The organism is Streptomyces sp. ID05-26A, assembly GCF_033794685.1.
Taxonomy (GTDB): domain Bacteria; phylum Actinomycetota; class Actinomycetes; order Mycobacteriales; family Pseudonocardiaceae; genus Lentzea.
Genome location: NZ_JARAYZ010000002.1, coordinates 289117 through 311805 on the forward strand (window position 1 = coordinate 289117; position 22689 = coordinate 311805).

At 70.6% G+C, this 22689-nt stretch carries 23 protein-coding genes; 14 read left to right on the forward strand and 9 right to left on the reverse strand.

Annotated elements, in window-relative coordinates; genetic code table 11:
• Positions 1-12: 12 nt before the first annotated feature.
• Positions 13-846, forward strand: a complete 834-nt coding sequence (locus PV646_RS17065; protein ID WP_500342916.1) for an aldo/keto reductase — start codon at positions 13-15, stop codon at positions 844-846.
• Here PV646_RS17065 and PV646_RS17070 read toward each other — a convergent pair.
• The 3 genes from PV646_RS17070 to PV646_RS17080 form a co-directional block, all read right to left on the reverse strand.
• Positions 817-1476, reverse strand: a complete 660-nt coding sequence (locus tag PV646_RS17070) for a Type 1 glutamine amidotransferase-like domain-containing protein (RefSeq protein WP_500342918.1) — start codon at positions 1474-1476, stop codon at positions 817-819. The genes PV646_RS17065 and PV646_RS17070 overlap by 30 nt on opposite strands.
• 75 nt (positions 1477-1551) lie before the next feature.
• Positions 1552-3498, reverse strand: coding sequence for an ABC transporter ATP-binding protein (locus PV646_RS17075; RefSeq protein WP_500342920.1), 1947 nt, complete (start codon positions 3496-3498; stop codon positions 1552-1554).
• Between the two features lie 20 nt (positions 3499-3518).
• Positions 3519-4127, reverse strand: a complete 609-nt coding sequence (locus tag PV646_RS17080; RefSeq protein ID WP_500342922.1) for a TetR/AcrR family transcriptional regulator — start codon at positions 4125-4127, stop codon at positions 3519-3521.
• Between the two features lie 104 nt (positions 4128-4231).
• Here PV646_RS17080 and PV646_RS17085 point away from each other — a divergent pair, with 104 nt between their 5' ends.
• Complete coding sequence (locus tag PV646_RS17085) at positions 4232-5062, forward strand: alpha/beta hydrolase (protein ID WP_500342925.1); 831 nt, start codon at positions 4232-4234, stop codon at positions 5060-5062.
• Here the strand turns inward: PV646_RS17085 and PV646_RS17090 are convergent.
• Positions 5059-5403 (reverse strand): MmcQ/YjbR family DNA-binding protein, encoded by a 345-nt coding sequence (locus tag PV646_RS17090; protein ID WP_500342930.1) that lies wholly within the window; start codon positions 5401-5403, stop codon positions 5059-5061. The genes PV646_RS17085 and PV646_RS17090 overlap by 4 nt on opposite strands.
• 229 nt (positions 5404-5632) lie before the next feature.
• On the opposite strand from PV646_RS17090, the gene PV646_RS17095 reads away from it, so the two are divergent.
• Complete coding sequence (locus PV646_RS17095; protein ID WP_500342932.1) at positions 5633-7021, forward strand: hypothetical protein; 1389 nt, start codon at positions 5633-5635, stop codon at positions 7019-7021.
• A 181-nt stretch (positions 7022-7202) separates the two neighbouring features.
• On the forward strand, positions 7203-9263 hold the full coding sequence (locus PV646_RS17100) for a putative bifunctional diguanylate cyclase/phosphodiesterase (RefSeq protein WP_500342935.1): 2061 nt from the start codon (positions 7203-7205) through the stop codon (positions 9261-9263).
• Between the two features lie 219 nt (positions 9264-9482).
• On the opposite strand, the gene PV646_RS17105 is transcribed toward PV646_RS17100, so the two are convergent.
• A complete protein-coding gene (locus tag PV646_RS17105) occupies positions 9483-9761 on the reverse strand; it encodes a hypothetical protein (RefSeq protein ID WP_500342937.1) in 279 nt (92 codons plus the stop codon).
• Positions 9758-10414 carry a hypothetical protein gene (locus tag PV646_RS17110; RefSeq protein WP_500342938.1) on the reverse strand — a complete coding sequence of 219 codons (657 nt, stop codon included), beginning with the start codon at positions 10412-10414 and terminating at the stop codon, positions 9758-9760. Before PV646_RS17110 ends, PV646_RS17105 begins: the two co-directional genes overlap by 4 nt.
• A gap of 181 nt (positions 10415-10595) precedes the next feature.
• On the opposite strand from PV646_RS17110, the gene PV646_RS17115 reads away from it, so the two are divergent.
• Positions 10596-11378: a glycoside hydrolase family 16 protein gene (locus tag PV646_RS17115; RefSeq protein WP_500342941.1), complete on the forward strand. Its 783-nt coding sequence runs from the start codon at positions 10596-10598 to the stop codon at positions 11376-11378.
• Positions 11379-11400: 22 nt separating this feature from the next.
• On the opposite strand, the gene PV646_RS17120 is transcribed toward PV646_RS17115, so the two are convergent.
• The 3 genes from PV646_RS17120 to PV646_RS17130 form a co-directional block, all read right to left on the reverse strand.
• Positions 11401-13083, reverse strand: coding sequence for a cellulase family glycosylhydrolase (locus PV646_RS17120; protein WP_500342942.1), 1683 nt, complete (start codon positions 13081-13083; stop codon positions 11401-11403).
• Positions 13084-13232: 149 nt separating this feature from the next.
• Entirely contained in the window at positions 13233-14273 is a 1041-nt protein-coding gene (locus tag PV646_RS17125; protein WP_500342945.1) for a LacI family DNA-binding transcriptional regulator, read from the reverse strand.
• A 132-nt stretch (positions 14274-14405) separates the two neighbouring features.
• Entirely contained in the window at positions 14406-14828 is a 423-nt protein-coding gene (locus PV646_RS17130) for a PLAT/LH2 domain-containing protein (RefSeq protein WP_500342949.1), read from the reverse strand.
• A gap of 203 nt (positions 14829-15031) precedes the next feature.
• Between PV646_RS17130 and PV646_RS17135 the strand changes: the two genes are divergently transcribed.
• The 9 genes from PV646_RS17135 (at position 15032) to PV646_RS17175 (ending at position 22631) form a co-directional block, all read left to right on the forward strand.
• Positions 15032-15916, forward strand: a complete 885-nt coding sequence (locus PV646_RS17135; protein WP_500342952.1) for an oxidoreductase — start codon at positions 15032-15034, stop codon at positions 15914-15916.
• A gap of 182 nt (positions 15917-16098) precedes the next feature.
• Positions 16099-17022 carry an ABC transporter ATP-binding protein gene (locus PV646_RS17140; protein ID WP_500342955.1) on the forward strand — a complete coding sequence of 308 codons (924 nt, stop codon included), beginning with the start codon at positions 16099-16101 and terminating at the stop codon, positions 17020-17022.
• Entirely contained in the window at positions 17022-17792 is a 771-nt protein-coding gene (locus PV646_RS17145; RefSeq protein WP_500342957.1) for an ABC transporter permease, read from the forward strand. The genes PV646_RS17140 and PV646_RS17145 overlap by 1 nt, the downstream gene beginning before the upstream one ends.
• A 14-nt stretch (positions 17793-17806) precedes the next feature.
• On the forward strand, positions 17807-18964 hold the full coding sequence (locus PV646_RS17150; protein WP_500342959.1) for a sensor histidine kinase: 1158 nt from the start codon (positions 17807-17809) through the stop codon (positions 18962-18964).
• Positions 18961-19620 (forward strand): response regulator transcription factor, encoded by a 660-nt coding sequence (locus PV646_RS17155; RefSeq protein WP_500342960.1) that lies wholly within the window; start codon positions 18961-18963, stop codon positions 19618-19620. Before PV646_RS17150 ends, PV646_RS17155 begins: the two co-directional genes overlap by 4 nt.
• A gap of 48 nt (positions 19621-19668) precedes the next feature.
• Positions 19669-20214, forward strand: a complete 546-nt coding sequence (locus PV646_RS17160; protein ID WP_500342961.1) for a hypothetical protein — start codon at positions 19669-19671, stop codon at positions 20212-20214.
• 52 nt (positions 20215-20266) lie between these two features.
• Positions 20267-21103 (forward strand): alpha/beta fold hydrolase, encoded by an 837-nt coding sequence (locus tag PV646_RS17165; RefSeq protein WP_500342963.1) that lies wholly within the window; start codon positions 20267-20269, stop codon positions 21101-21103.
• A 38-nt stretch (positions 21104-21141) separates the two neighbouring features.
• Positions 21142-21972 (forward strand): alpha/beta fold hydrolase, encoded by an 831-nt coding sequence (locus PV646_RS17170; protein WP_500342965.1) that lies wholly within the window; start codon positions 21142-21144, stop codon positions 21970-21972.
• Positions 21973-22049: 77 nt separating this feature from the next.
• A complete protein-coding gene (locus tag PV646_RS17175) occupies positions 22050-22631 on the forward strand; it encodes a TetR/AcrR family transcriptional regulator (protein ID WP_500342967.1) in 582 nt (193 codons plus the stop codon).
• Positions 22632-22689: the final 58 nt, after the last annotated feature.

A 22689-nucleotide genomic window follows, 5' to 3' on the forward strand; every position in this document is an offset into this window, starting at 1 on the left:
CAAGGAGTACCCGTGCACTCCCACCTCGTCCTCGGCGGCGACCTTCCCGTCCACCGCCTCGGTTTCGGCGCGATGCGGATGCCCGCCGACGACCCCGCAGCGGCGCACGCCCTGGCCCGCCGCGCGGTCGAACTCGGCGTCACGTTCCTCGACACCGCCGACTCCTACGACCTCGGCCGCAACGAGGAGCTGCTGGCCGAAGCTCTCCACCCGTACCCGGATGGTGTCGTCGTGGCCACCAAGGCCGGCCAGTGCCACCCCGGTGACGAGTGGATCCCGCTCGGACGCCCGGAGTACCTGCGTCAGCAGGCCGAACTGAGCCTGCGACGGCTGCGGGTGGAACGCATCGACCTGTTCCAGCTGCACCGGGTCGACCCCGCGGTCCCGCTGGCGGACCAGATCGGCGCGTTACGGCGGCTGCAGGACGAGGGCAAGGTGCGGCACGTCGGGCTGTCCGAGGTCTCCGTCGACCAGATCGTCGAGGCGGGCCGGATCACGCCGATCGTGAGCGTGCAGAACCGCTACAACCTCGCCGACCGGCGCTCGGAGGACGTGCTGGACCACTGCGCACGGCACGGCATCGCGTTCCTGCCCTGGCTGCCGATCGCGCCGAGCGTGCGGCCGGACTCGCCGGTGACCGAGGTGGCCCGCCGGCTCGGCGCCACCTCGGCCCAGGTCGCGCTGGCCTGGCTGCTGCGCCGGTCGGAGGTCATGCTGCCCATCCCCGGCACGTCGTCCGCGCGTCACCTCGAGGAGAACGTCGGCGCGGCCGGCGTCGCACTGTCTGATGAGGACTTCGCGCTCCTCGACCGGCTGTCAGCCGAACTTCGTCCAGCGTCCCTCTGAGATCACCTCGACGGACCCGCCGACGACCTCGATGGCCGTCTGCTCGTCGATGGCGTAGGCGGGGCCGCCGATCTCGGCGGCCCACTTCTCCGCGTCGGCCTGGGTGTTCGCCGGGAAGGCGTCCAGGTGCGGGAAGATCGAGAAGTCGACGACGCCGAGGGTGCGGTCGTCCGGCGCGGCCGCCCACTCGACGAAGTCCTGACCGATCCGGGGCGTCAGGACCATGCTCCCGGCACTCACCCCCACCCAGACCTTGTCCGGCAGCGACGGCAGCAGGTCGGCCAGTCCGGACTCCCGCATCCAGTGGCACAGGTACGTCGCGTCACCGCCGTCCACCAGGAGCACGTCCGCCTCCCGCACCCAGGGAACCCACCGCGGTGCGCCGATGCTGGGCAGCGCGGTGAGTTCGAGGACTCCGAGCGAGGCCCAGCCCAGCCCGGAGAACTGCCGCCACCTGCCCTCACCGGTGAGCAGCCCGCGCACCGATGCCGGGGCGCTCGGCGAGTTGCCCCACAGGGCGGTCGGGACGCAGAGGGCGTGGCACTCGGAGACCGGTTTGCCGAGCAGCCGCACGAGCGCCGAGTGGATGCTCGGGTTCGTGACGCCGCCTGAGGTGAGCAAGAGCTTCACAGATGCCTCCCGGGTCGGAACGTGGACGTGTGGGCAGACCACGGACCTGGGCGGAACTCATCGCCGGCGGTCGGTTCAGCCGGGCACCTCGTCCAGGTACGCCTGCGCCTGCAGCGTGAACAGCTCGGCGTACCCGGCCTTGGCCGCCATCAGCTCCTCGTGCGTCCCGTACTCGGCGACCTTCCCGTGCTCCAGCAACAAGATGCGCTCCGCCTGCCGCACGGTGGAGAACCGGTGCGAGATGTACAGCGTCGTCCGGCCCTCCGACAGCTCCCGCAGCCGCGAGAACAGGTCGTGCTCGGCCTGGGCGTCCAGCGCGGACGTCGGCTCGTCGAGCACCAGGATCGGCGCCTCCCGCTGGAACGCCCTGGCCAGCGCGATCTTCTGCCACTCACCGCCGGACAGGCTCACGCCCTGGTCGAACCAGCGGCCGAGCGGGCTGTCGTACCCGCGGGGGAGCCGCTGGATCCGTTCGTCGGCGCCGGCGCGGCGTGCTGAGTTCTCGATGTGCGGCCGGTCTTCCAGCCGCGTCAGGTCGCCGAGGCCGATGTTCTCCGCGGCCGTGCCCTGGTAGGTCACGTAGTCCTGGAACATCGCGCTGATCCGCGTGCGCAGCTCGTCGGGGTCGTACTCGCGGATGTCGACGCCGTCGAGCAGGATGCGGCCGCCGGTCGGGTCGTAGAGGCGGCACAGCAGCTTGAACAACGTCGACTTGCCCGCTCCGTTGCGGCCCACCACCGCCACCGTCTCGCCGGGGCGGATCTCGAAGGTGACGTGGTCCAGCGCGGGTTCCTGCGCGCCCGGATAGCTGAAGGTCACCCCGTCGAACCTGATGTGTCCCTCCACAGTGGACGGCATCGGCCGTGGCGACGCCGGCGCGGTGATCTCCGGCTCGGTGTCCAGGAACCGGTACAGCGTGTCGAGGTACAGGTTGTTCTCGTACATCCCCGACAGCGCGGTGAAGAGCCCCGACACCGACGTCTGCACGGAGGCCGCCGCTGCCGTGTACAGCGCCAGGTCTCCGAGTGTGAGCCGTCCGCCGACCGCTTCCAGCGCGATGTACAGCGTGATCGCCGAACCCGCGAGCGTGCTGAGCAGACCCCACGACGTCGAGCTGATGTTGCGGTTGATCGTCAGCTTGCGCTGCCGCTCGTAGGAGACGGTGCCGAGCCTGCGGAACCGGTCGACGAAGTACGGGCCGAGCCCGAACAGCTTCGTCTCCTTGGCGTAGGTGTCCGTCGTGACCAACGACGACAGGTAGTCCATCCGGCGCTTGATCGGCGACATCAGGAAGGTCAGCCAGAACGCGCGCGAGCCGTACTTCGACTGCGAGATGAACGCGGGGATCGGCGCCAGCAGCGCGACCAGGGCCAGCAGCGGGCTGATCGAGACGAGCAGCGCGATCATGCTGCCGAAGGTGATCAGCGTCCGCAGGAGTCCGAGTGCGGAGTTCATCATCGACAACGGCCGCGTCGGTGCCTCCTGCGCGGCCTGGCGCAGCATGTCGTACGACGTCGAGCCCTCGAAGTACGCGAGGTGCAGTTCGCTGGCGTGCGCCATCACGCGGTGGCGGATCGTCAGCGTCATGCGTTCCTGCAGCAGCGACTGGGCGATCGACGTCAGCGCGCCGCTGACCGCGGTCGCGCCGAGCACGCCGAACTGCAGCAACGCGATCTTCGCGATGTCACCCGTGGTGCCGGTGTGCTGGATCGCCGCGACGACCGAGTCCAGCAGCAGCTTCGCGATGTACGCGGTAGCGGTCGGCAGGAGCCCGGACAGGAGCGTGATCAACGTCAGCAGGACGGTCAGCACCGGACTGGCCTGCCACGTCAGCCGCGCGACCTTCGGCAGGCCGCGGACCGTGCCCGCCACGGACGTCCTCGCGCGCTTGAGCCGGGAACGCAGGTCCTTCGGTTCGTCGTCCTGGTTCGGTTCGGGGATGTCGACCGGTCCGGTGAGCCCGCTGTCCGGCACCGTCGTGGCGCGCCGCCGCCGTCCGCGCCGGCCCAGCGCGAACTCCATGCCACCTCCGCCGCCCGGGATCATCCAGCCTCCACGGCGCCGTGCAGGAAGAAGTCGACCACCTGGCGCGTGGTGGGCGCGTCGACGTCCGAGGCCAACCGGCGGCCACCGAACAGCAGGGTCAGGAAGAGGGAGGCGAGGTGTTCGGGCGGCAGCCGCAGCCGGTCCCTCTCCGGCGTGAACAGCTCGACCATCGCCCCTCGGATGGCGGCCATCGACTCGCGGCGCCCGCCCTTGCCGCGCTGTCCGGGCTCGCGGTGCTTGACCCGGCCGGACGCGTGCAGCGCGCCCATCAGGGCACCCATCCGCTCGAGGTGCGCGCCGAGTGCCTCGGCGGCTTCGGCGAGCCGGTCCTCCAGGGGCTGGTCGACGGGGATCTCGGCGATCGCGTCGAGCACGTGGTCGGGCCGCAGCGCCTCGGCGGTGCAGGCGTCGAACAGCTCGTCCTTGTCCTTGAACGCGCGGAAGATGGTGCCCTCGCCGATGCCGGCGGCACGGGCTATCTGGCTGCTCGTCACGTTCGCGCCGTGCTCGATCAGGAGCGGCAGCACCGCGTGGACGATCATGGCGCGCCGGTCCTCGGCGCTCATGCTCGGCGCTCTTCGCCGGGCTTCGGATGCTGGTGTCATGCACCCAGTGTGCGGAGTGAGTGCTCACTCCGTCAAATGAGTTCCGTCACCTCGGTGGACGCCCGTTCGGTGGAGTCGCCGACCAGGACCTCATAATGTTCAGCGTGCTGAACAATGTGTTGAGGCGGGGCGCCGCCGCTCTCTGCGTCGCCGTGCCGCTGGTCCTGCTCGCGCTGGCGTGGGGCCCGCTGACGAACGGCCACCCCGCACAGCTGGTGCTGTTGGGCCTGGTCGTGCTCGTGGGCGTTGGGCTCGCGCTGTGGAGCCGGGTTCCGGCGTGGCTCGCGGTGGTGCTCGCCGTCGTTCTCCTCGCGCCGCTGCTGTACCTCCAGCCGTTCGCCGCCACCCAGGACACCGGCGACGCGACGGTGCTGCGGCCGGACGGCCCGGCCCGAGCGGGACTGGTCTTCCACCCCGGCGCCCGCGTGGACTACCGGGCGTACCTGCCGTTGCTCAAACGCGTTGCGGCGCAGGGCTTTCTCGTGGTCGTGGTGAAGGAGCCGCTCAACATCGCACTGCTGGGCGGCGACACGGCCGCGTTGCGAGCCGAACATCCCGAGGTGCCGGTCTGGGCGGTCGGCGGACATTCGCTGGGAGGGGTGGCCGCGGCGCGGGACGTGCGCGCGGACGCGTCGGTGCGCGGCCTGGTGCTGTGGGCGTCCTATCCGGTCGACGACCTGAGCGGCCGCGGCGACCTGACGGCGTGGTCGATCCACGGCGAACGCGACGGCTTCACCACGCCGCGGAACATCGCCGAGTCGCGTGCCCTGCTGCCGGCGGACACGCGGTTCGAGCAGGTTCCCGGTGCCGTGCACGCCTTCTTCGGCGACTACGGCGACCAGCCGGGCGACGGCGTGCCCACGGTGTCCCGCGCCGAGGCCCAGGAGGAGATCGTCGAACAGACCGTCGCGGCGCTCACGTCGCTTCGCGCCTAGGGCCTGCGGTCGAACGTCGCGAGCAGCTTCGCCGGAGCCTTGATCCGCCACGCCTGCTCGACCAGTTCGGCCAGCTGTCCCGGATCCACCTCCGCCAGGTCGACGAGGATCGACCCGTGGCCGTCGTAGTGCGGCGTCGTGTAGAACGCCGGGTCGCCGGACGCGAGCAGCGCCGCCTTCTCGTCGAGACCGCACATCAGGACGAGGCCCCCCTCGGCCTCCGCGCGCAACCGGGCGAAGCCCTTGCCCGCCACCTTCAGCGCGGGCGTCCGGTACCAGGTCGCCTCCTCGACCTCCGGCAGTCGTGCCGCGAGCGTCACCACGTCGTTCCAGGTAGCCATGCCGCCATCGTCGCAGTGACCGGGGGCGTCCGCCTTGGACGAATGGAAACTCACGCGGCTGAGCGCTTTCGGTGCGGGCAATCGCGGAACTGGCCGCGATTTCACGGACGGGTTTTCCAGTTCTCCCAAGCGATCTGAGCCGCGGCGAATGTGATCCGGTGCGAAACCCGCCCGGTGGGCTCCGGTCTGTCGTAGACTTCCCCAAAGATCACCCTGGGGGGCGGTTCACATGTTCGACTCTGATTGGGGACTCCGCGACTTCTTCGCGGGCGACGAGGACCCGAACGTCACGTACACCATCATTCTCGTTGCGGGACAAGTACTTCCGCTCGCCGTCGTGCGTCTGACCGGCGGTGTCGAAGAGGCCTTCACGCACGACCTGCGCTGGGAACCGTCGACTCTGCTGAGCCGGGTTCCCAGCGAGCCGGCGTGGACCGCGAAACCCGCGAACGTCGGTTATGCCAACGGGTTCCTCGTCGAGATGGTCCAGACGATCCGCGCGCGGACCCACCTCTCGGAGTTCGCGGACTACAAGTACTTCGCCTACTTCCGCCGGACCGTGGACGTCCTGGACCTCCGCAACGCGCACGCGCTCATCCGGCGTCCCGAGTACTACGGCGACCAGGAGTACATGGGGCACAACACGTGGGAGGACACCGACCGTCCCCACGACGTCGACCGCGGCGAGGACATGCAGGGCGACTACGTCGCGATCAGCGCGCAGGAGGCGGCGGAGTTCAAGCAGCGCCTCGACACGTGGTGGGAGAACGAGGCCCTGCGGCACTACGTGATCAAGGTGAACGGCAACCCGGTCGCCGTGGCCGCGAGGTCCCGGAGCACCGGCACTTCGGTGCAGGAGATGGCCTTCGACGGCACGGGCGAGTTCGGGCCCGGCGATCTGGTGAGCAGGGCCGAGCAAGACCCGGTCGCGGCCGCCGAGGAGGTGCCGTACGACTACGCGGTCAGGGTCATGGCCGCACTCGTCTGCTACCGCAGGGACCAGGACCGCGCCAAGCTGACCGGCGGGTACGCCCTGTTCCAGCGCCAGGTCGACGTGCTCGACCTCGACTCGGCGGTCGGGATCTCGCGCGAGCCGGGACCCGAAGCCGAGGTCGTGAGCCTGCCGCTGGACGACGTCGAGGCCTACCGCCTCTTCCTGCGGCTCAGCCTGCGCCTCGCCCGCCGCGAGGCCGCACCCGTCGACGGCCACTACTACTTCGCCGTCCTGGACTCCCTGCGCGACGCCGCGGACGCCGGCCGGGCCGTCTCCCTGATCCGCTGCCCCGCGGACGCCGCACCTCGGTGGGAGCTGTTCCTGCGGTCCGGAGAATGGCTGCCGACCAGCGGTCCGCTGCACCTCGTCACGAGGCCGATCGGCGCGGACGACGTGCACCGGATCGCGGCACGGCTGTCGGGGGAGACCCGCTACTTCCAGATCGTCAACGGGGAACCCGGCTTCATGAGGTTCATCCGCTGGTCGCCGGCCGGCGAGGCGACGCGCGAGCACCCGGACGGGCCGTGGCAGCCGTGTGACGTGCTCGGCCGGTGGCGGCAGGAACCGGCGTGGACGATCACCGAGCCCACGTGGTTGCGCGCGAGGGAGACCAGCGCCGGCTGAGGTACCCGATCGGCGGCTGTACGGTGACTGATTTTCGGCAGATAGTGCACATTTTGTCGGTCTCTACAGCCGAGTTACGTCGAATCCATGGGGGCATCGGGCCGTGGCAGGTTCGCACCGTTCCAGTGCGACGGTTACGGGGCTGGTCAACGGGCAGGTGAGCCGCGCGTCCCGTGCTTCGGTGCGCACGGTTCGATTGCTCACCAATGTGTTCGCCTGGCTCGGAGCCGCCGCACTGGCCGGCAACCTCCTCTTCGCCGGAGCCGGGATCGTCCGCTTCCCGCTGGCCGCCGTGGTCGTCCTCGTGGTGGCTTCGTGGCTGTGGAGGCCGCGGCACGACGGCTGGGCGGTCGCGGTCGCCGAAGGCGTTGTCACGGCGGGCGCGGCAGTGGTCCTCCCCGGTGCCCAGCCCGTGCTCGCGTTCCTGTTCGGCACGACGACACGGCGTGCGTTGCACGGCGGCCCGGGGCGGTACCCGGTGAAGTCGCTCGTGAGCCTGGGCGGCTACGTGGGCGGGCTGTGCGTGTCGTTGTCCCGGCTGGACCGCGTCGACCCGGACGCCGTGCTGGCGGGGGTCATGCCGCTGCTGGGCCTGGTGATCGGCACGTTCGCCCTGCACGAGACGGTGCGCGCGGTCAGGACGCAGGAGGTCGCCCGCCGGACGGTGGAGGCGGTGCTCCAGGCGAGTCCGGCCGGGCTGGCCGTCCTCGACGAGCAGGGGACTCCCCGCCTGCACAACCTTCGCGCCCAGGAGATGTTCGGGTGGGACGACTCAGGGACGAGCACCGTGCTGTGCCCGCACGACGTCAGCATCACCCGGTGCCGCGACGGGTGCGTGTCCTCGGACAGCGCGGTCGAGGTGGAGCCGCGCGACGGAGTGGTGCTCTCCGTGCACACCGGTCCGGTCGAACAGGACACCGGGCCCGATCACGTGGTGGTCGCCGCCGTGGACGTGACCAGGCGCCGGGAGTGGGAAGAGGCGTTGCGCGACAGGGCGGAACGCGACGGGCTGACCGGACTGGCCAGCCGTGCGCACTTCCTGCACCTCGTGCGGGAGGCGATGGTCCTCGAACCCGTGGTCGGGCTCCTGGTCGTCGACCTGGACAGGTTCAAGGACGTCAACGACGCCGACGGCCACGAGGTGGGCGACCGGTACCTCAAGGCCTCGGCCGCCCGCATGAGGTCCGCACTGCCTTCGAGGGCCGTGGCAGGACGTCTCGGCGGTGACGAGTTCGCCGTGCTCGCCCCTGGCTTCGACGTCCGCGACACCGTGCGACTGGCGAAGTCCGTGCTGTCGAGCCTGAACGGCGCCGCGGAACCGTTCGCCGCGAGCGTCGGCGCCGCCGTCTCACAGGCCGGCACCGGCGTGGCCGACCTGCTCCGGGACGCGGACACCGCGATGTACGTCGCGAAGCGGGACGGCGGCAACCGGGTGCGCCTGTTCCGCCGCGAGATGGGGGAGCAGGCGCTCGCCCGGCAACGCGACAGGACCGACCTGCGCGCCGCTGTGGAGGGTGACGAGCTCGTCGTCCACTACCAGCCGATCGTCGACCTCGCGACGAGCGCGGTGACCGGCGCCGAGGCACTGGTCCGGTGGCAGCGACCCGGAATGGGCCTGCTGGGGCCCGACAAGTTCATCGGGCTGGCCGAGGAGACCGGCCTCATCGTGCCGCTCGGCGCGAAGGTGCTCGAAGCCGCGTGCGAGCAGGCCGTGCGCTGGCACGCCGAGGGGCGGTGCCTCGGGGTGACGGTGAACGTCTCCACCCGCGAACTGGCGACCCCCGGCTTCCTGCCGAGGCTGGAACGGGTCATCACCGCGGCGGGGCTGGCGCCGGGCCGGTTGACCATCGAGGTGACCGAGAGCGTGTGGGCGGACGAACCGGCGATGCGGACCCTCGTGGCCGTGCGGGACGCGGGGATCCGCGTGGCGCTGGACGACTTCGGCACCGGTTACTCGTCGCTCAGCTACCTGCAGCGCTACCCGTTCGACGTCGTGAAGATCGACCGCTCGTTCACCGGGGCCCTCGGCCGCAACGGCCGCACCGAGGGCGTGATCCGGTGCATCATCGCCCTGGCCGACGTGCTGGGCGCGAAGACGGTCGCCGAGGGGATCGAGACGCCGGAGCAGGCGGACTGGCTCCGCGCCGCCGGGTGCTCCTACGCGCAGGGCTACCTCTTCGGCAGGCCAGCGGACGCCGCCAGTTGGAACGCGCACTCGTCGGCGGCGTCGCCGGGGTGGTGATCGGCGCCCCCGCCCCTCCAGCACCGCTCGAAACCTGGTCGTCTCCGCAGCTAGCTACCGCACCGCCCAGAGCACCGTGCGTTCCGAGTGGACCAGGACGGACCGCTCGTTCCGCCTCGCGGTGGAGGTGCCGGCCGAGGTCTGGGTGCCGGTGGCGGCCGGGCAGGTCGTCCGCGCGCCGGGTCGTTCACCTTCACCGCCGGATCGAGGTAGCCGTGCTCACAGCCGGGTCAACGGGTGGGGCCGTCCCTCGAAGTAGATCCACCTCCTGCCGGAGTCGACGTGGCAGTCCCATCCCCAGGGGAGCTGCTGCAGGTAGGCGACGGCCGCGGCGGTGAGGATCGCCTCGTCCTCGCCGCCGCCACGGGTGATGCCGGCCGGCTCGTCCAGCCCGCGGAGGTGGCGGACGTACACGGGATCGACCTTGGCGAGGTAGCGGCCGGGGTCGTTCGCCGCCGCTCGGGCAGCCCGCCGCGACCGTTCCGGACCGCTGGTCATGCCGCCCTCCCGACGTGCGAGATCACCACGTCGACGAGGGCGGGATCGCCGAACTCGGCGAGCGCCCGGGGGATCCGGTCCACCTCGGCCGCGGGAACGGTCGTGCGGGCCGCGAGATCGCCGCCCGGTGCGAGCCGGACGCCGACCTCAACCAGACCAGGTGCGGCGTCAGCCAGTTCGAGCCGCACCACGGCGGGCCACGGCAGGTGTACCTGCCCCAGCCGCACCCCCGTGGCGTCGATCTGGAGCAGCGTCCACCTGCTCGCATGCGTGTTCACGACAGCCAGGAGCGAGCCGACGACGGCGAACACGAACAGGCCCCGTGGCAGCGACGGAACGTCTAGTGCCCACGCGACGTAGACGACGACGGCCGCGCCGGCGAGCAGTGCCGCGATCTTCCCCGCCAGCCACAGGGCGGAGTTCGGCCTGTCGACGCGGTACCGCACCTTCCGCCTGATCCGCTGGGCCGTGAGCGAGGCCGTCACCAGCAGCGCGACACCGCTGACCGCCACGAGCGCCGGGCCGGGCCCGTCTGCCAGGTACCCGCAGGCGACCAGCGTCGTGATCCCGCCCGCGGCGGCGAAGACCTCCACCAGCCGCACCAGTCGCAGCCTGCGTTCCCGCTCCACCAACGCGGGAGTGGCCGTTGCCATCTCGTTCCCCTTCCTGCGACACCACTTCCGCGGTCATCACAGGGCAGGGCGTCGCGCCGGGACCAGGCCGGCACACCGGCCATTTGTGGCCGGTCCCGGTACCAGCCGGATTCGACTCGAACCACCGTCGAATCGACGGCTTCGTTGCACCACCGAGCCGTCCTGCCCCACAGTGCGATCCATGAGAATCGCGGCGACCACCCTCGTCCTCGTGCTCATGAGCGGCCTCCCGAGTCCCGCGCGGGCCGCCGCCTGGGAGGACGTGATCGGGCCGGGCTCCTTCGGCAGTTACGGCGCGCTGGAGTCGGAGTGGAACTACCGCTACCCGTGGGGTTCCGACCACAACGGCACCGCCCGCATGTACGCGAGCGCCACGGACCACAACCACGTGTCGCTGTCCGGGGGCGTGCTCACGGTGAAGGCGACGCGGATCTCGTGGAACGAGGGCAACAGCAGCGCCAGCCCGTACCTGCCGATCCGCTACCACTCCGGCGCGGTCCACGCCAAGGAGCACGTGGTGGTGACCGACCAGTTCCCCAACTGGGAGGTGAAGGGTGAGTTCCAGGCGCCGTCCGCACGGGGCACCTGGCCCGCCTTCTGGCTCACCGGCGTCAACAGCTGGCCGCCCGAGAGCGACATCCTCGAGTTCAAGGGGGACAACCGGAACTGGTTCAACACCTTCCGGACGTCCAGTGACGTGTCGAGCTCGATCGTCGGCGTCTCGTCGCCCGGTGCGTGGCACACCTACCGGGCGTGGATCACCAAGGTGAACGGCACGGACGTCGACATCCACTACTACCTCGACGGCAAGTGGATCGCGAAGCACACGGGCAGGAACTTCGCCGGCAAGCCGCTGTGGCTGATCCTCAACCTGCAGATGGAGGGCTCGTCGGGCAGCCCCGGTCCCACCGCGGAGACGGTCTACCGCGCCCGCAACGTCTACATCGGACGGACGCGGGCGTAGCGGGTCGCCGGCGAAACGCCGTTCAGCCGCCGGACACCGCCGTGCCCGACCTGGTGATGGTGTAGGTGGTTCGCGTCCCGCTCCAGAAGTGGAACGTGAGCGTCACCCCGCCGTCGGCCACCTCCGCGAAGAACTCCGGCTTGAGGATGATGGCGCCGCTGCCGTGGTCGGGCTGGAAGTGCTGCCAGAACTCCTTGAAGGAGGTCCAGTTCGCCGGTCCGGCCGGGGATCCGTCGGCGTACTTCGCCTCCATGGTCGCGAGTTGGTCGCCGCGGAACTGCGTGGGGATCGAGAACGACGTGGTCGTGCCGGAGGTGGCGGCATGGGTCGGCGGGTCGTGGCTGATGATGCTGATCGGCCACGGCACACCCCGGGAGAACCGGGCTTCCACGGTGGCGTTGACGCCGTAGGCGCGGTTGCCGGCCAGCCGGGTGAGAGCGGCGGCGGTGAGCGTCAGGGTGCTGCCGGTGACGGTGTAGTCGGTGCCCCGGACGAGGTCGGTGCCGCCGTGCCGCACCCCCTGGAACGACGTGCCGTTCAGGTTGAGCGCCAGCGTCTTGGCCGTGATCGAGCCGGTGCGGGGCAGGTGGACCTGGTCGGACGAGGCGGTGCCCGACCGCGTGGTCCAGCTGGACCTGATCAGGTCGTGCAGGCCCTGGTCGCGCCACCGCAGTTCGGCGCGGTTCAGGAACTGGCCCGCGTCCCAGAGCATCGTGGTGAGCGCGCGGGTGCGGGCGTGGTGGCCGACCGCCTCCAGGAACTTGAGGAACTCGCCGCGTTCGATCACCCCTGGGCGGTTGTGGTCGTAGTTGAGCAACGCCCACTCGCCGATGATCACCGGGATGCCGCGCGTCACGAAGGTGGTGTGCACGCGGTCGAAGGTGTTCACCAGGTCCTGCTCGACCTCGGTGTTGAAGCGGGTGAACCCGGCGATGTTCACGCTGAACGGCCAGAAGCCGTAGAAGTGGACGGTCGCCGCGATGTTGGTGTCGCGCAACTGCCGGTAGCTCGCGAGGAACGCGTCGAGCCTGTCCTGGTCGGCGTTGGTGTGCAGCGTCGGCAGCACCAGCAGGCGGGTGGTGTTGCCGCCACCGGACCCGCGCACGATCCGGTGGAACTCCGCGTTGAGCTCGTGCAGCGCCTGGAACTCCTGCTCGACGCCGGACGTGCCGGTGAACTGCGGTTCGTTGATGTTCTCGAAGACGAGCTTCGACGAGTGGTCGCGGAACGTCGTGGCGATCTGCGACCACAGAGCGGTGTACCGCGCGCGGACGTTCGCGCGGTCGGCCGGATAGGTGTTGATCCACTGCCACGAGTCGTGGTGCAGGTTGACCATCACGTACAGGCCTTCCGCCAGCGACCAGTCGACGATCTCGCGCACGCGGTTCAGCCACGCCGTGTCGATGGCGTAAGCGGGTGCGGGGCCGTGGTGGTTGCTCCACGTCACCGGGATGCGGATGCTCTTGTAGCCCTGGGAGCGCACGTGCCGCAGCAGGGTCCGCGTCGTGCGCGGGTTGCCCCACGACGTCTCGTCGGGGATGGCGTCGAGCGTGTTGCCGAGGTTCCAGCCGGGTTGCATCGCGGCGACGGTCTTCACGGCGTCACGGGGTGCACGGCCGGAGGTGGACGCCATTCCGTTGGCGTGGAAGGAAACCATCGCGAGCGCTCCCGCCACCAGCAGTGTTGCCAGGGTGATGGCGACCATGCGTGCGGTTCCGCGTTTGTCGAAGAGGCCCAACACTTCACTGTCCCTTGCTGTCATCGCAGGAGGGCGGCGGTGCGGCAGCCCGAATCTAAGCGCTTAGATTTGCCGCGGCAAGGTGCTGGACGCCCGTTCGACGCCGTTCGACGGAGTCAGTTCCGGGGAGGGCAGCCGCAGCTCGCGCGGAAGACCGGCGCGGTGGGCAGAGGGGCCTGGGAGAAGTCGGCGTCGAGGAGCAGGCGCACCGCTGTGCGGCCGATGTTCTGCATGGGTTGCCGGACCGTGGTCAGCGATGGGGACGACAGGCGGGTGGCGACCGTGCCGTCGAACCCGGTCACCGCCACCCGCCCGGGGACGTCGACACCGGCCTCGCGCAGCACGTCCAGCACGACCAGCGCCTCCTGGTCGGTGGCGCACACGAGGGCGTCGGGCAGGTCGCCGGCGAGCAGGGGAGCCAGCGCGGCACGGGTGGTCGCCGCCTGCGCGGGGTGGCTGTCGAGCGGCGGGGCCACCGGGAGTCCCGCGGCCACGAGAGCGTCGGAGTAGCCGCCGAATCGTTCCTCGAACTCCGCTGTGGCGTCGCGCGAGCCCACGTAACCGAAGCTGCGGTGCCCGTGCTCGTGCAGGAGGTGGTCGACCAGCCCGCGCATGCCCGGCCGGTGGTCCACCAGGACCGTGCGCGTCCCGGCGGCGGTCGAGCGGCCGCCGAGTTCCACGACGGGGATCCGCCGCGCTATGCGGGCCAGGGCGTCGGCCGGCGCGGCGCCCGCGAAGGTGATCAGGCCGTCGACGCGTCCGGCGACGTCGACCACGGCGGGCAGGTGGTCCGGCGGGCTTCCCGATCCCAGCATGAGCGCGAGACCCCGGTGGCGGCATTCGAGTTCCACGCCCCGCTGCACCAGGTCCGAGTAGAGCGGGAACGACCGCGCGCCGTCCGTCCGCAACTCCTCGGCCGCGTCGTGGTCGTTGTCCAGCAGGTAGTTGAACGAGTAGAGACCGATGGCGCCCGTGCGTCCCTTGGCCAGCCCACGGGCGTTGACGTTCGGCACGTAGCCCAGCGAGGCCGCGGCGGCCAGGACGTTGTCCAGCGTCTTCCTGCGCACCCGCTCCGGCTGGGTGAAGGCGAACGACACCGTCGCGATGGACACCCCTGCCCGCTCGGCGACGTCGTACACGGTGGGCTTGCGCGCCATCGGGTCGCCCTCCTCGGTTCGGCGGCAGCACGGACGCCTCATCCTTCCCGACGCGCTCCCGCGGGGCTCATCCCGTTCGGCGGGCTCGGTGCGGACGCGACGAGGAGTCCGCGCCCGCACCGGGTGCTCAGTTCACGAGCAGGCGTAGAACCGCGTCAGGCTCTCCTTCGGGAACCACTGGTTGACCGCGCAGTGGTAGACCTTGCCGGTGGCCTCCTCGTGGATGGCGACGTACTCGGAGTACCAGGCGTCGGACTCCCGGCCGCCCTTGCCGAGGCTGATGTAGCCGATGGCGCCGAACGACGGGTGCCGGTGCGGGCCGGAGGTCCACGTCTCACCGCGGCGGAAGTCCCGGTCGAACTGCATCGGGTCGGACTTGCCCTCGGTGCCGAACATCGTGACCCGGACGGGGTCCTCAGTGTCCGCGTTCGGCAGGTTGCCGGTGCGGAAGGTGAGGTAGTAGGTGCTGACGCCGTCCGCCGAGGCGGGGACGACCGCCGTGAGCGAGCCGAGAACGGCCAGTGCGGCGGAGAGCACCACGGTGCGGATCTTCATCTTCTCTCTTCCTGTCGACACTTGTCGTGACGCCGGAACAGTGCCGGGGGGACGGTGGCCGTGCGGCGGTCGTCCAGCGGCCGCCCGGGCTCGGTACACCGACGCCGGGCAGATCCGTTGCCGGCGAAGGAGAAGCCCACGACTCCGGTCGCCGCACGAGGCTCAGCGGATCGACCCGCCGGTGGACGCCTAAGCTGGCGATCATGACCAAGCACCGGTGGGCCGCCGCTGATCTCCCCGACCTGACCGGGCGCACGGTCGTGGTGACGGGGGCTGCGAGCGGGGTCGGTCGCGGCACGGCCAAGGCCTTCGCCGCGGCAGGGGCGCGCACGGTGCTCGCGGTGCGTGACGTGGCCGCCGGTGAACGGGCCGCGGCCGCCATGTCCGGCACCACCGAGGTCCGTGAGCTGGACCTCGCGAACCTGGCGTCGGTGCGCGCGTTCGCCGAGGGGTGGCAGGGCGGGATCGACGTCCTGGTCAACAACGCCGGAGTGGCGATGACGCCGTTCGGTCGCACGGCGGACGGGTTCGAGCTGCAGTTCGGCACCAACCACCTGGGCCACTTCGCGCTGACCAACCTGCTGCTGCCCTCGATCACCGGCCGCGTGGTGACCGTGGCGTCGGGCGCGCACAAGGCGGGCGTGCTCGATCTCGACGACCTCGACCTGGCCCGCACCGGCTACACCGCGGTGAAGGGGTACGGCCGGTCGAAGCTCGCGAACCTGTTGTTCACCCTCGAGCTGGAACGGCGGTGCCGCGAGGCCGGGTCGTCCGTGCGCGCGCTGTCCGCGCACCCCGGCTACACGGCGTCCAACCTGGGTACCAAGGGGCGTAACCGGCACCTCGTCAAACTCGTGCACGTGGCCGGGCGTTACCTCGCGCAGTCCGAGGACCAAGGAGCGTTGCCGTCGTTGTACGCGGCGACCCAGGACCTGCCCGGTGCCGCTTACGTCGGCCCGGACGGGCGGTTCGAGCTGCACGGTCACCCCGCGCTCGTCGGCCGGTCGGCGGCGGCCAGCGATCCGGTGCTGGCGCGGCGCCTGTGGGAGACGTCGGAACGGCTCACCGGGGTGACCTTCCCGCTGTGACCGTTCAAGTGCGTTCTGGTTAATTGCCGATTTACCATTCGGCAATTGCGTGATGAGTTTCAGGCGATTTCTTCCGCATATACTGCGGCTGCAGTATTCAGCTACCTGCGTCAGTAGGACGATCTTTGTTCCCTGAGCGGCGAATCTGTGTGTGACACAGACGAACCCATTGGGAGAGAACAATGATCGAGGTGGTGAACCTCAGCAAGCGTTATGGACCGAAGACCGCGGTGGACGGGCTTTCCTTCACCGTCGAGCCCGGAATCGTCACCGGATTCCTCGGTCCGAACGGCGCGGGCAAGACGACCACGATGCGAATGCTCGTCGGCCTCGCCGCACCCTCTTCGGGCATCACCAGGGTCAACGGCAAGCCCTACCGCGAGCACCGCGCTCCCATGCGGGAGATCGGGGTGCTGCTCGACGCACGCGCGGTGCACCCCGGCCGTTCGGCCCGTGATCACCTGCTGGCCATCGGTGCCACGCACGGCATCTCCGCCAGGCGGGTCGACGAGGTGCTGGACGTCGTGGGCCTCACGGACGTGGCGAAGCGCCGGGTGGGCGCCTTCTCGCTCGGCATGGGGCAGCGGCTGGGCATCGCGGTCGCGTTGCTGGGCGACCCGCGCACGGTGGTGCTGGACGAGCCGGTCAACGGCCTCGACCCGGACGGCATCCGGTGGATCCGGCACCTGCTCAAGGACCTCGCCGCCGAGGGCCGGACGGTGTTCGTCTCCTCGCACCTGATGAGCGAGATGGCGCTGACCGCCGACCACCTGGTCGTGGTGGGGCGCGGGAAGCTCGTCGCGGACGTGCCGATGGCGGAGCTGATCACGTCGATCGATCGCGGTGTGCACGTCCGCTCGTCCCGCACCGGTGAGCTCGTCGAGGTGCTGAGCGGCGATGGTGTGCGGATCAGTTCCGTCACCGGCGACGTGCTCGAAGTGGTCGGACTGTCTACAGAGGACATCGCGGCGCGGGCCTCCCTCGCCGGAATCCCGTTGTTCGAGCTGACCCCGCGGCAGGCGTCGCTCGAGGAGGCCTACGCGGAACTGACCCGGGACGTCGTCGAGTACCAGGGCACGACCACCTCGCTCGGGGAGGTGGCGTGATGACCACCTTCGGCGGTGTGGCGCGCGGTGAGTGGGTGAAGCTGCGCTCGGTGCGGTCCAGCGGCTTCGCCGTGCTGGGCGCGGTGCTGACGATGATCGTGGCGGGGCTGGTCTTCGCCGCCACGATCGGCACCGACTCCGACGGCGCCGACGGGGTGACCGATCCGGCCGGAATCACCTTGAGCGGCGTCATGTTCGCGCAGCTCGTGACGGGTGTGCTGGGCGTGCTGGTGATGTCCGGCGAGTACGCCACCGGCATGATCAAGCCGACGCTGACCGCCGTGCCCGCGCGGTTGCCGGTGCTCGCGGCCAAGGTCGCCGTGCTCGCCGGCACCGTGTTCCCGGCCGTGCTGGCGAGCGCGTTCGCCGTCTTCTTCGCCGGGCAGGTCGTCATGGGCAACGCCGGCCTGCCCACCGCCGAGATCGGTGACGCCGGTGTGCTCGGCGCACTGGTGGGATCGGCCGTGACGATGACCGGTGTCGCGGTCATCGGTCTTGCGCTCGGGGCACTGCTGCGCAACACAGCGGGTGCGGTGTCCACAGTGGTCTTCCTCGTCTTCCTCGCGCCAGGGCTCGGAGGCCTTCTCCTGCCGGCCACGTGGAGGGACGGCGTGCTGAAGTTCCTGCCTTCCTCGGCGGCGGAGGCGTTCACCCACGTCGCCCCTGCTCCCGGACTCCTCAGCGCGACGGCCGGTGCCGCCGTGTTCGCGGCCTGGGTCTTCGTCCCCCTCCTCGTCGCCGCGGTGTTGCTGCGCCGTCGTGACGTGTAGGCGGGGAGGTCGCGGTGGAGGGGCTCCGGTCGTGGGCACGGGAGCATCCGCTCGTCGTGGACGCGGTGAGCGCCGCGGTGATCTACCTCGTCATCTTCGGGCTGAGCGCGGCGGACGGTGCGGAGTCCGCGCTGGACGTCCGGACCCCTCCGCTGCCCGGCCTGCTGGCGGTGGTCACCGCCGGCCTGGCGGTGCGCCGGAAGTGGCCACTGTGGACACTGGCCGTCACCGCCTCCGGGGTGGTGACGGGGACGGTGCTGGGGGCGGACCTGGAGCCGTTCCTGGTTCCGCTGGCCGTGGCGACCTTCACCGTGCACACCGATCGGTGGACGACGCGCCGGGCCGCGGTGGCCGGCGCGCTGCTCGCGGTCCCGGTCGTCGCGATCGTGACCGGCACGACCGGTTCGGCGTGGGAGAACCTCGGTCGCCTCACGCTGATCGGCATGGCCGCGGCGGCGGGGGAGGCGGTGCGCAACAGGCGCGCGTTCATCGCGGCGATCGAGGAACGGGCGGTGCGGGCGGAACGGTCCCGCGAGGAGGAGGCACGGCGCCGGGTGGCGGAGGAGCGGCTGCACATCGCTCGCGAGCTGCACGACGTGGTGGCGCACCACATCTCCGTGATCAACGTCCAGGCCGCCGTGGCCGAGCACCTGATCACCTCGCGGCCGGGCGCCGCGGCCGAGGCGTTGCAGCACGTCCGCCGGTCGAGCCGCTCGGTGCTGGACGAACTGCGCGACCTGCTCGGCGTGCTCCGCGGGGCCGGTGAGCCGCACGGTCCGGTCGAACCCGCGCCCGGCATGGACCTGCTGGGACCGCTGGTCGAGACGTTCCGGACCTCCGGCCTGGAACTGCGCTGGACCTCGAGCGGGGAGTCGCGGCCGTTGCCCGCGACCGTCGACCTGGTCGCCTACCGGGTGATCCAGGAGGCGTTGACCAACGTCCACCGCCACGGCAACGGCACCGCGCACCTCACCGTGACCTACACGCCCGCCGAACTGGTGCTGCAGGTCGTGAACTCCCGCGGCCACCACGTTGCCACGGGCGGTTCGGGACTCGGGCTGATCGGCATCCGCGAACGCGCCGGCGCCGTCGGCGGCACGGCCAGGACCGGGATCGGCCCCGGCGACACCTTCCACCTCCACGTCACCCTGCCCCTCGGGAAGAACTCATGACCATCCGCGTCCTGCTCGCCGACGACCAGCCGCTCATCCGGGCCGGGTTCCGCGTGCTCATCGACTCCGCGCCGGACATCGAGGTCGTGGGTGAGGCGGCCGACGGGCTGGAAGTGCTCGACCACGTGCGCACGTGCCGTGCCGACGTGGTCGTCATGGACATCCGGATGCCCCGGATGGACGGACTGGAGACCACCCGCCGCATCACCGCCGACGAGAACCTCGACGGCGTGAAGGTCCTGGTGCTGACCACGTTCGAGATGGACGACCACGTGGCTCAGGCAGTCCAGGCGGGAGCCGGCGGGTTCCTCGGCAAGGGTGTCGAGGCCGCCGAACTGCAGGCGGCGATCCGCACCGTGGCCCGAGGTGACGCCCTGCTGTCACCGAAGGCGACCAAGGCGTTGATCGGCCGGTTCCTGGCCCAGCGCCCCAGCGAGCCGATCAACCCCGAACGCCTGGACGTGCTGACCCAGCGCGAACGCGAAGTCGTCGTGCTGGCGGCCAACGGCATGTCCAACGACGAGATCGCGGAAGAGCTCGTGGTCTCGCCGCTCACCGTCAAGACCCACGTCAACCGGGCGATGATGAAGCTCCAGGCGCGCGACCGCGCCCAGCTCGTCGTGGTGGCGCACCAGACCGGCCTGGTCCGCGCCTGACGTCCGCTCGGTTGATCACCCCCGACTTCTCACGGACAAGGAACGACCATGAGCACTCTCACGACAGCGCCCAAAACTGCTCCCGCACCGGTGAACCGCGTCCGCTGGCCCATCTCGGCCCGGTTGCGCAAGGCGATCCTGGTGACCCACGTCGTGGCGGCGGGAGCCTGGATCGGCGTCGACGTCGCGGCCACCGTTCTCGTGGCGATCGGATGGGCGAGGTCGGGTGACGACCGGACCGCCGTGTACCAGGCACTCGCGGACTTCTCCGTCGTCCCGCTCCTGCTCGCCGCTCTCGTGGCGGGGGTGGTCTGCCTGGTCACCGGAGTCCTGCTCGGGATGGCCACGAAGTGGGGACTCGTCCGCTACCGATGGGTCGCCGTGAAACTGGTGCTCAACGTCGTGGCATGCGCACTGCTGCTGGCGTTCCTCGGGCCGATCCGCGAGCTGTCGTCGGGCGAACAACCGTTGCAGGACATGTGGTTCGTCGCGTTCCTCGCCATCAGCGCGTTGGTGCTGCTGAGTTTCGCGATGGTGCTCTCGGTGTTCAAGCCGTGGGGACGGGTCCGCAAGGTGGTTGACAGCAAAAGCTAACAGCATTAGCTTTTAGCTAATCACATTAGTTTTACTGCGGAGGACGGACGGCATGACCGAGTACCTGAACATCGCCGGGAACACCATCGCCTACGACGTGACGGGGCAGGGTCCCCTCGTCGTGCTGGCCCACGGCATCGGGGACAGCCGCCACTCCTACCGCTTCCTGGCCCCGGCGCTCGCCGCGCAGGGCTACCGGGTGGCGAACGTCGACATCCGCGGCTGCGGTGACTCCAGCACCGGCTGGGACGGCTACAGCCGCACCGACATCGCGGGTGACCTGGTCGCCGTCGTCCGCCACCTCGGCGGCCCGGCGGTGATCATCGGCCAGTCGATCAGCGGCGGTGCCGCGACCATCGCGGCCGCCACCGCGCCCGACGTGATCGCCGGAGTCGTCGAGCTCGCGCCGTTCACCCGCGCGCAGTCCTTCGACCTGGGCGGGCTGATGCGCGTGCGGCGGTTCCGCGCCGGCTACACCCAGCTCGCGAAGGTCATGGTCGGGGGAAGCCTGACGGCCTGGAAGAAGTACCTCGGCCTCGCGATGCCGGCCAAGCCGGCGGACTGGGACGCCGAGCTCGCGCGCATCGAGTCCAAGCTGAGCGAACCCGGCCGGATGAAGGTCCTGCAGGCCATGTGCAAGACCAGCCCCGCCGACGCCGGCGCCCAGCTGGCCAACGTCACCTGCCCGGTCCTGGTCGTCGTCGGCAGCGCCGATCCCGACTGGGCCGACCCGCGTTCCGAGGGGGAGAGGGTCCTCGCCGACCTGCCCCGCGGCCTCGGTGAGCTGGCGGTCATCGACGGTGCCGGGCACTACCCGCACACCCAGACCCCCGACGAGGTGCTCGCACTCTCGTTGCCGTTTCTGACCAAGACCTTGGCGCGCGCCTGAACGGCCGCGTCCGTCCACAATCCACAGAAAGGCTTCTGGTGAAGCAGTCGAACGTGAACGTCGGTGGGCAGAACATCGCCTACGTCGAGAGCCCAGGCCGGGCGGACGCCCGCACGGTGGTGTTCCTGCACGGGAACTCGTCCTCGGCACGAACGTGGCTTCCCCTGCTGCAGCAGGACTTCGGCAGCCGGTTCCGCTGTCTCGCCCTGGACCTGCCCGGGCACGGCAGGTCCGAGCCGGCCGGCGACGACGCCGCCTACTCGTTGCCGGGGTACGCGGCCGTGCTCACCGGTTTCGCCCGGGAACTGGGGGTGACCGACGCCGTCTTCGTCGGCTGGAGCCTGGGCGGGCAGATCGTGATGGAGGCCGCGCCCGGCCTGCCGGACGCCTGCGGCTTCGTCGTCTTCGGCGCGCCCCCGATCGCGACACCCGCGGACATGGCCGAGGCGTTCCTGCCCCACCCGGCGATGGGCGCGCTCTTCACCGACCAGGTCAGCGAGGAGGAGGCCGAACTCGTCGCGGCGAGCTTCACCGCGCCGGACTCGTCTCTGGGCCTCGCGGACTTCGTCGCTGACATCCTGGCCACCGACGGCAGGGCGCGCACCGGACTCGGCGCCAGTGCCGGTGCCGGTCTGTTCGCCGACGAACTCGCGATCGTCTCGGCACTCCGCCGTCCGCTGGCCGTCCTGCACGGTGCCGAGGAACAGCTGGTGAGTCTCGACTACCTGCGCAAGCTCGACTTCCCGGCGTTGTGGCGCGGCGAGGTCCAGGTGATCCCCGGCGCGGGCCACGCTCCGCACCAGGAGACGCCGGACCGGTTCGCCGCGTTGGTGACCGACTTCATGACGGACGTGGCCGCGGGAGCCTGAGATGATCGAACCAGCACGTCCGAACAACCCCGGCGAAGTGGTGTTCCTGATGCAGACAACCCTCCGCGGGGGCTCTCGTGCCTAGGGCGGGCCTCGTTCCGGCCACCGTCATCGCGGCCGGAGCGGAACTCGCCGACGAGGTCGGCTTCGAGTCGCTGACCATGGGCCTGCTCGCCGAGCGGCTCGACGTGCGCCCGCCTTCGCTCTACCGGCACGTCGAGTCCCTGGACGCGCTGCGCCGGGGCATCGCCCTGCAAGCGAAGCGCGAACTGGGCGGCGTGGCGGCCCGGGCCGCCGTCGGCAAGGCGGGCTCAGCGGCGATCCACGCGTTCGCCGACGCGTATCGCCGCTGGGTCCTCGACCACCCCGGCCGTTACGTGGCGTCACTCCGCGCCCCCGCACCCGACGACGAGGAAGACCGCCAGATCAGCGACGACTCGCTGCGGGCGCTCTACGACATTCTCGCCGGCTTCGGGCTGCACGACGACGACGCGGTCGACGCCGCCCGTGCGTTGCGGGCGGCGGTGCACGGCTTCGCGAGCCTCGAAAGTGCCGGTGCCTTCGGGTTGCCGCGTGACGTCGACCGCAGCTACCGCGTGCTGGTCGAGTCCGTGATCTCGGGCCTGTTGCACAACCGGCCGGACTCCGCCGCGACCTGATCACAGTCGATTGGATCGTTTTTGAGTTGAATCGAGGGGTACTGCTGGAGCGGTCGCG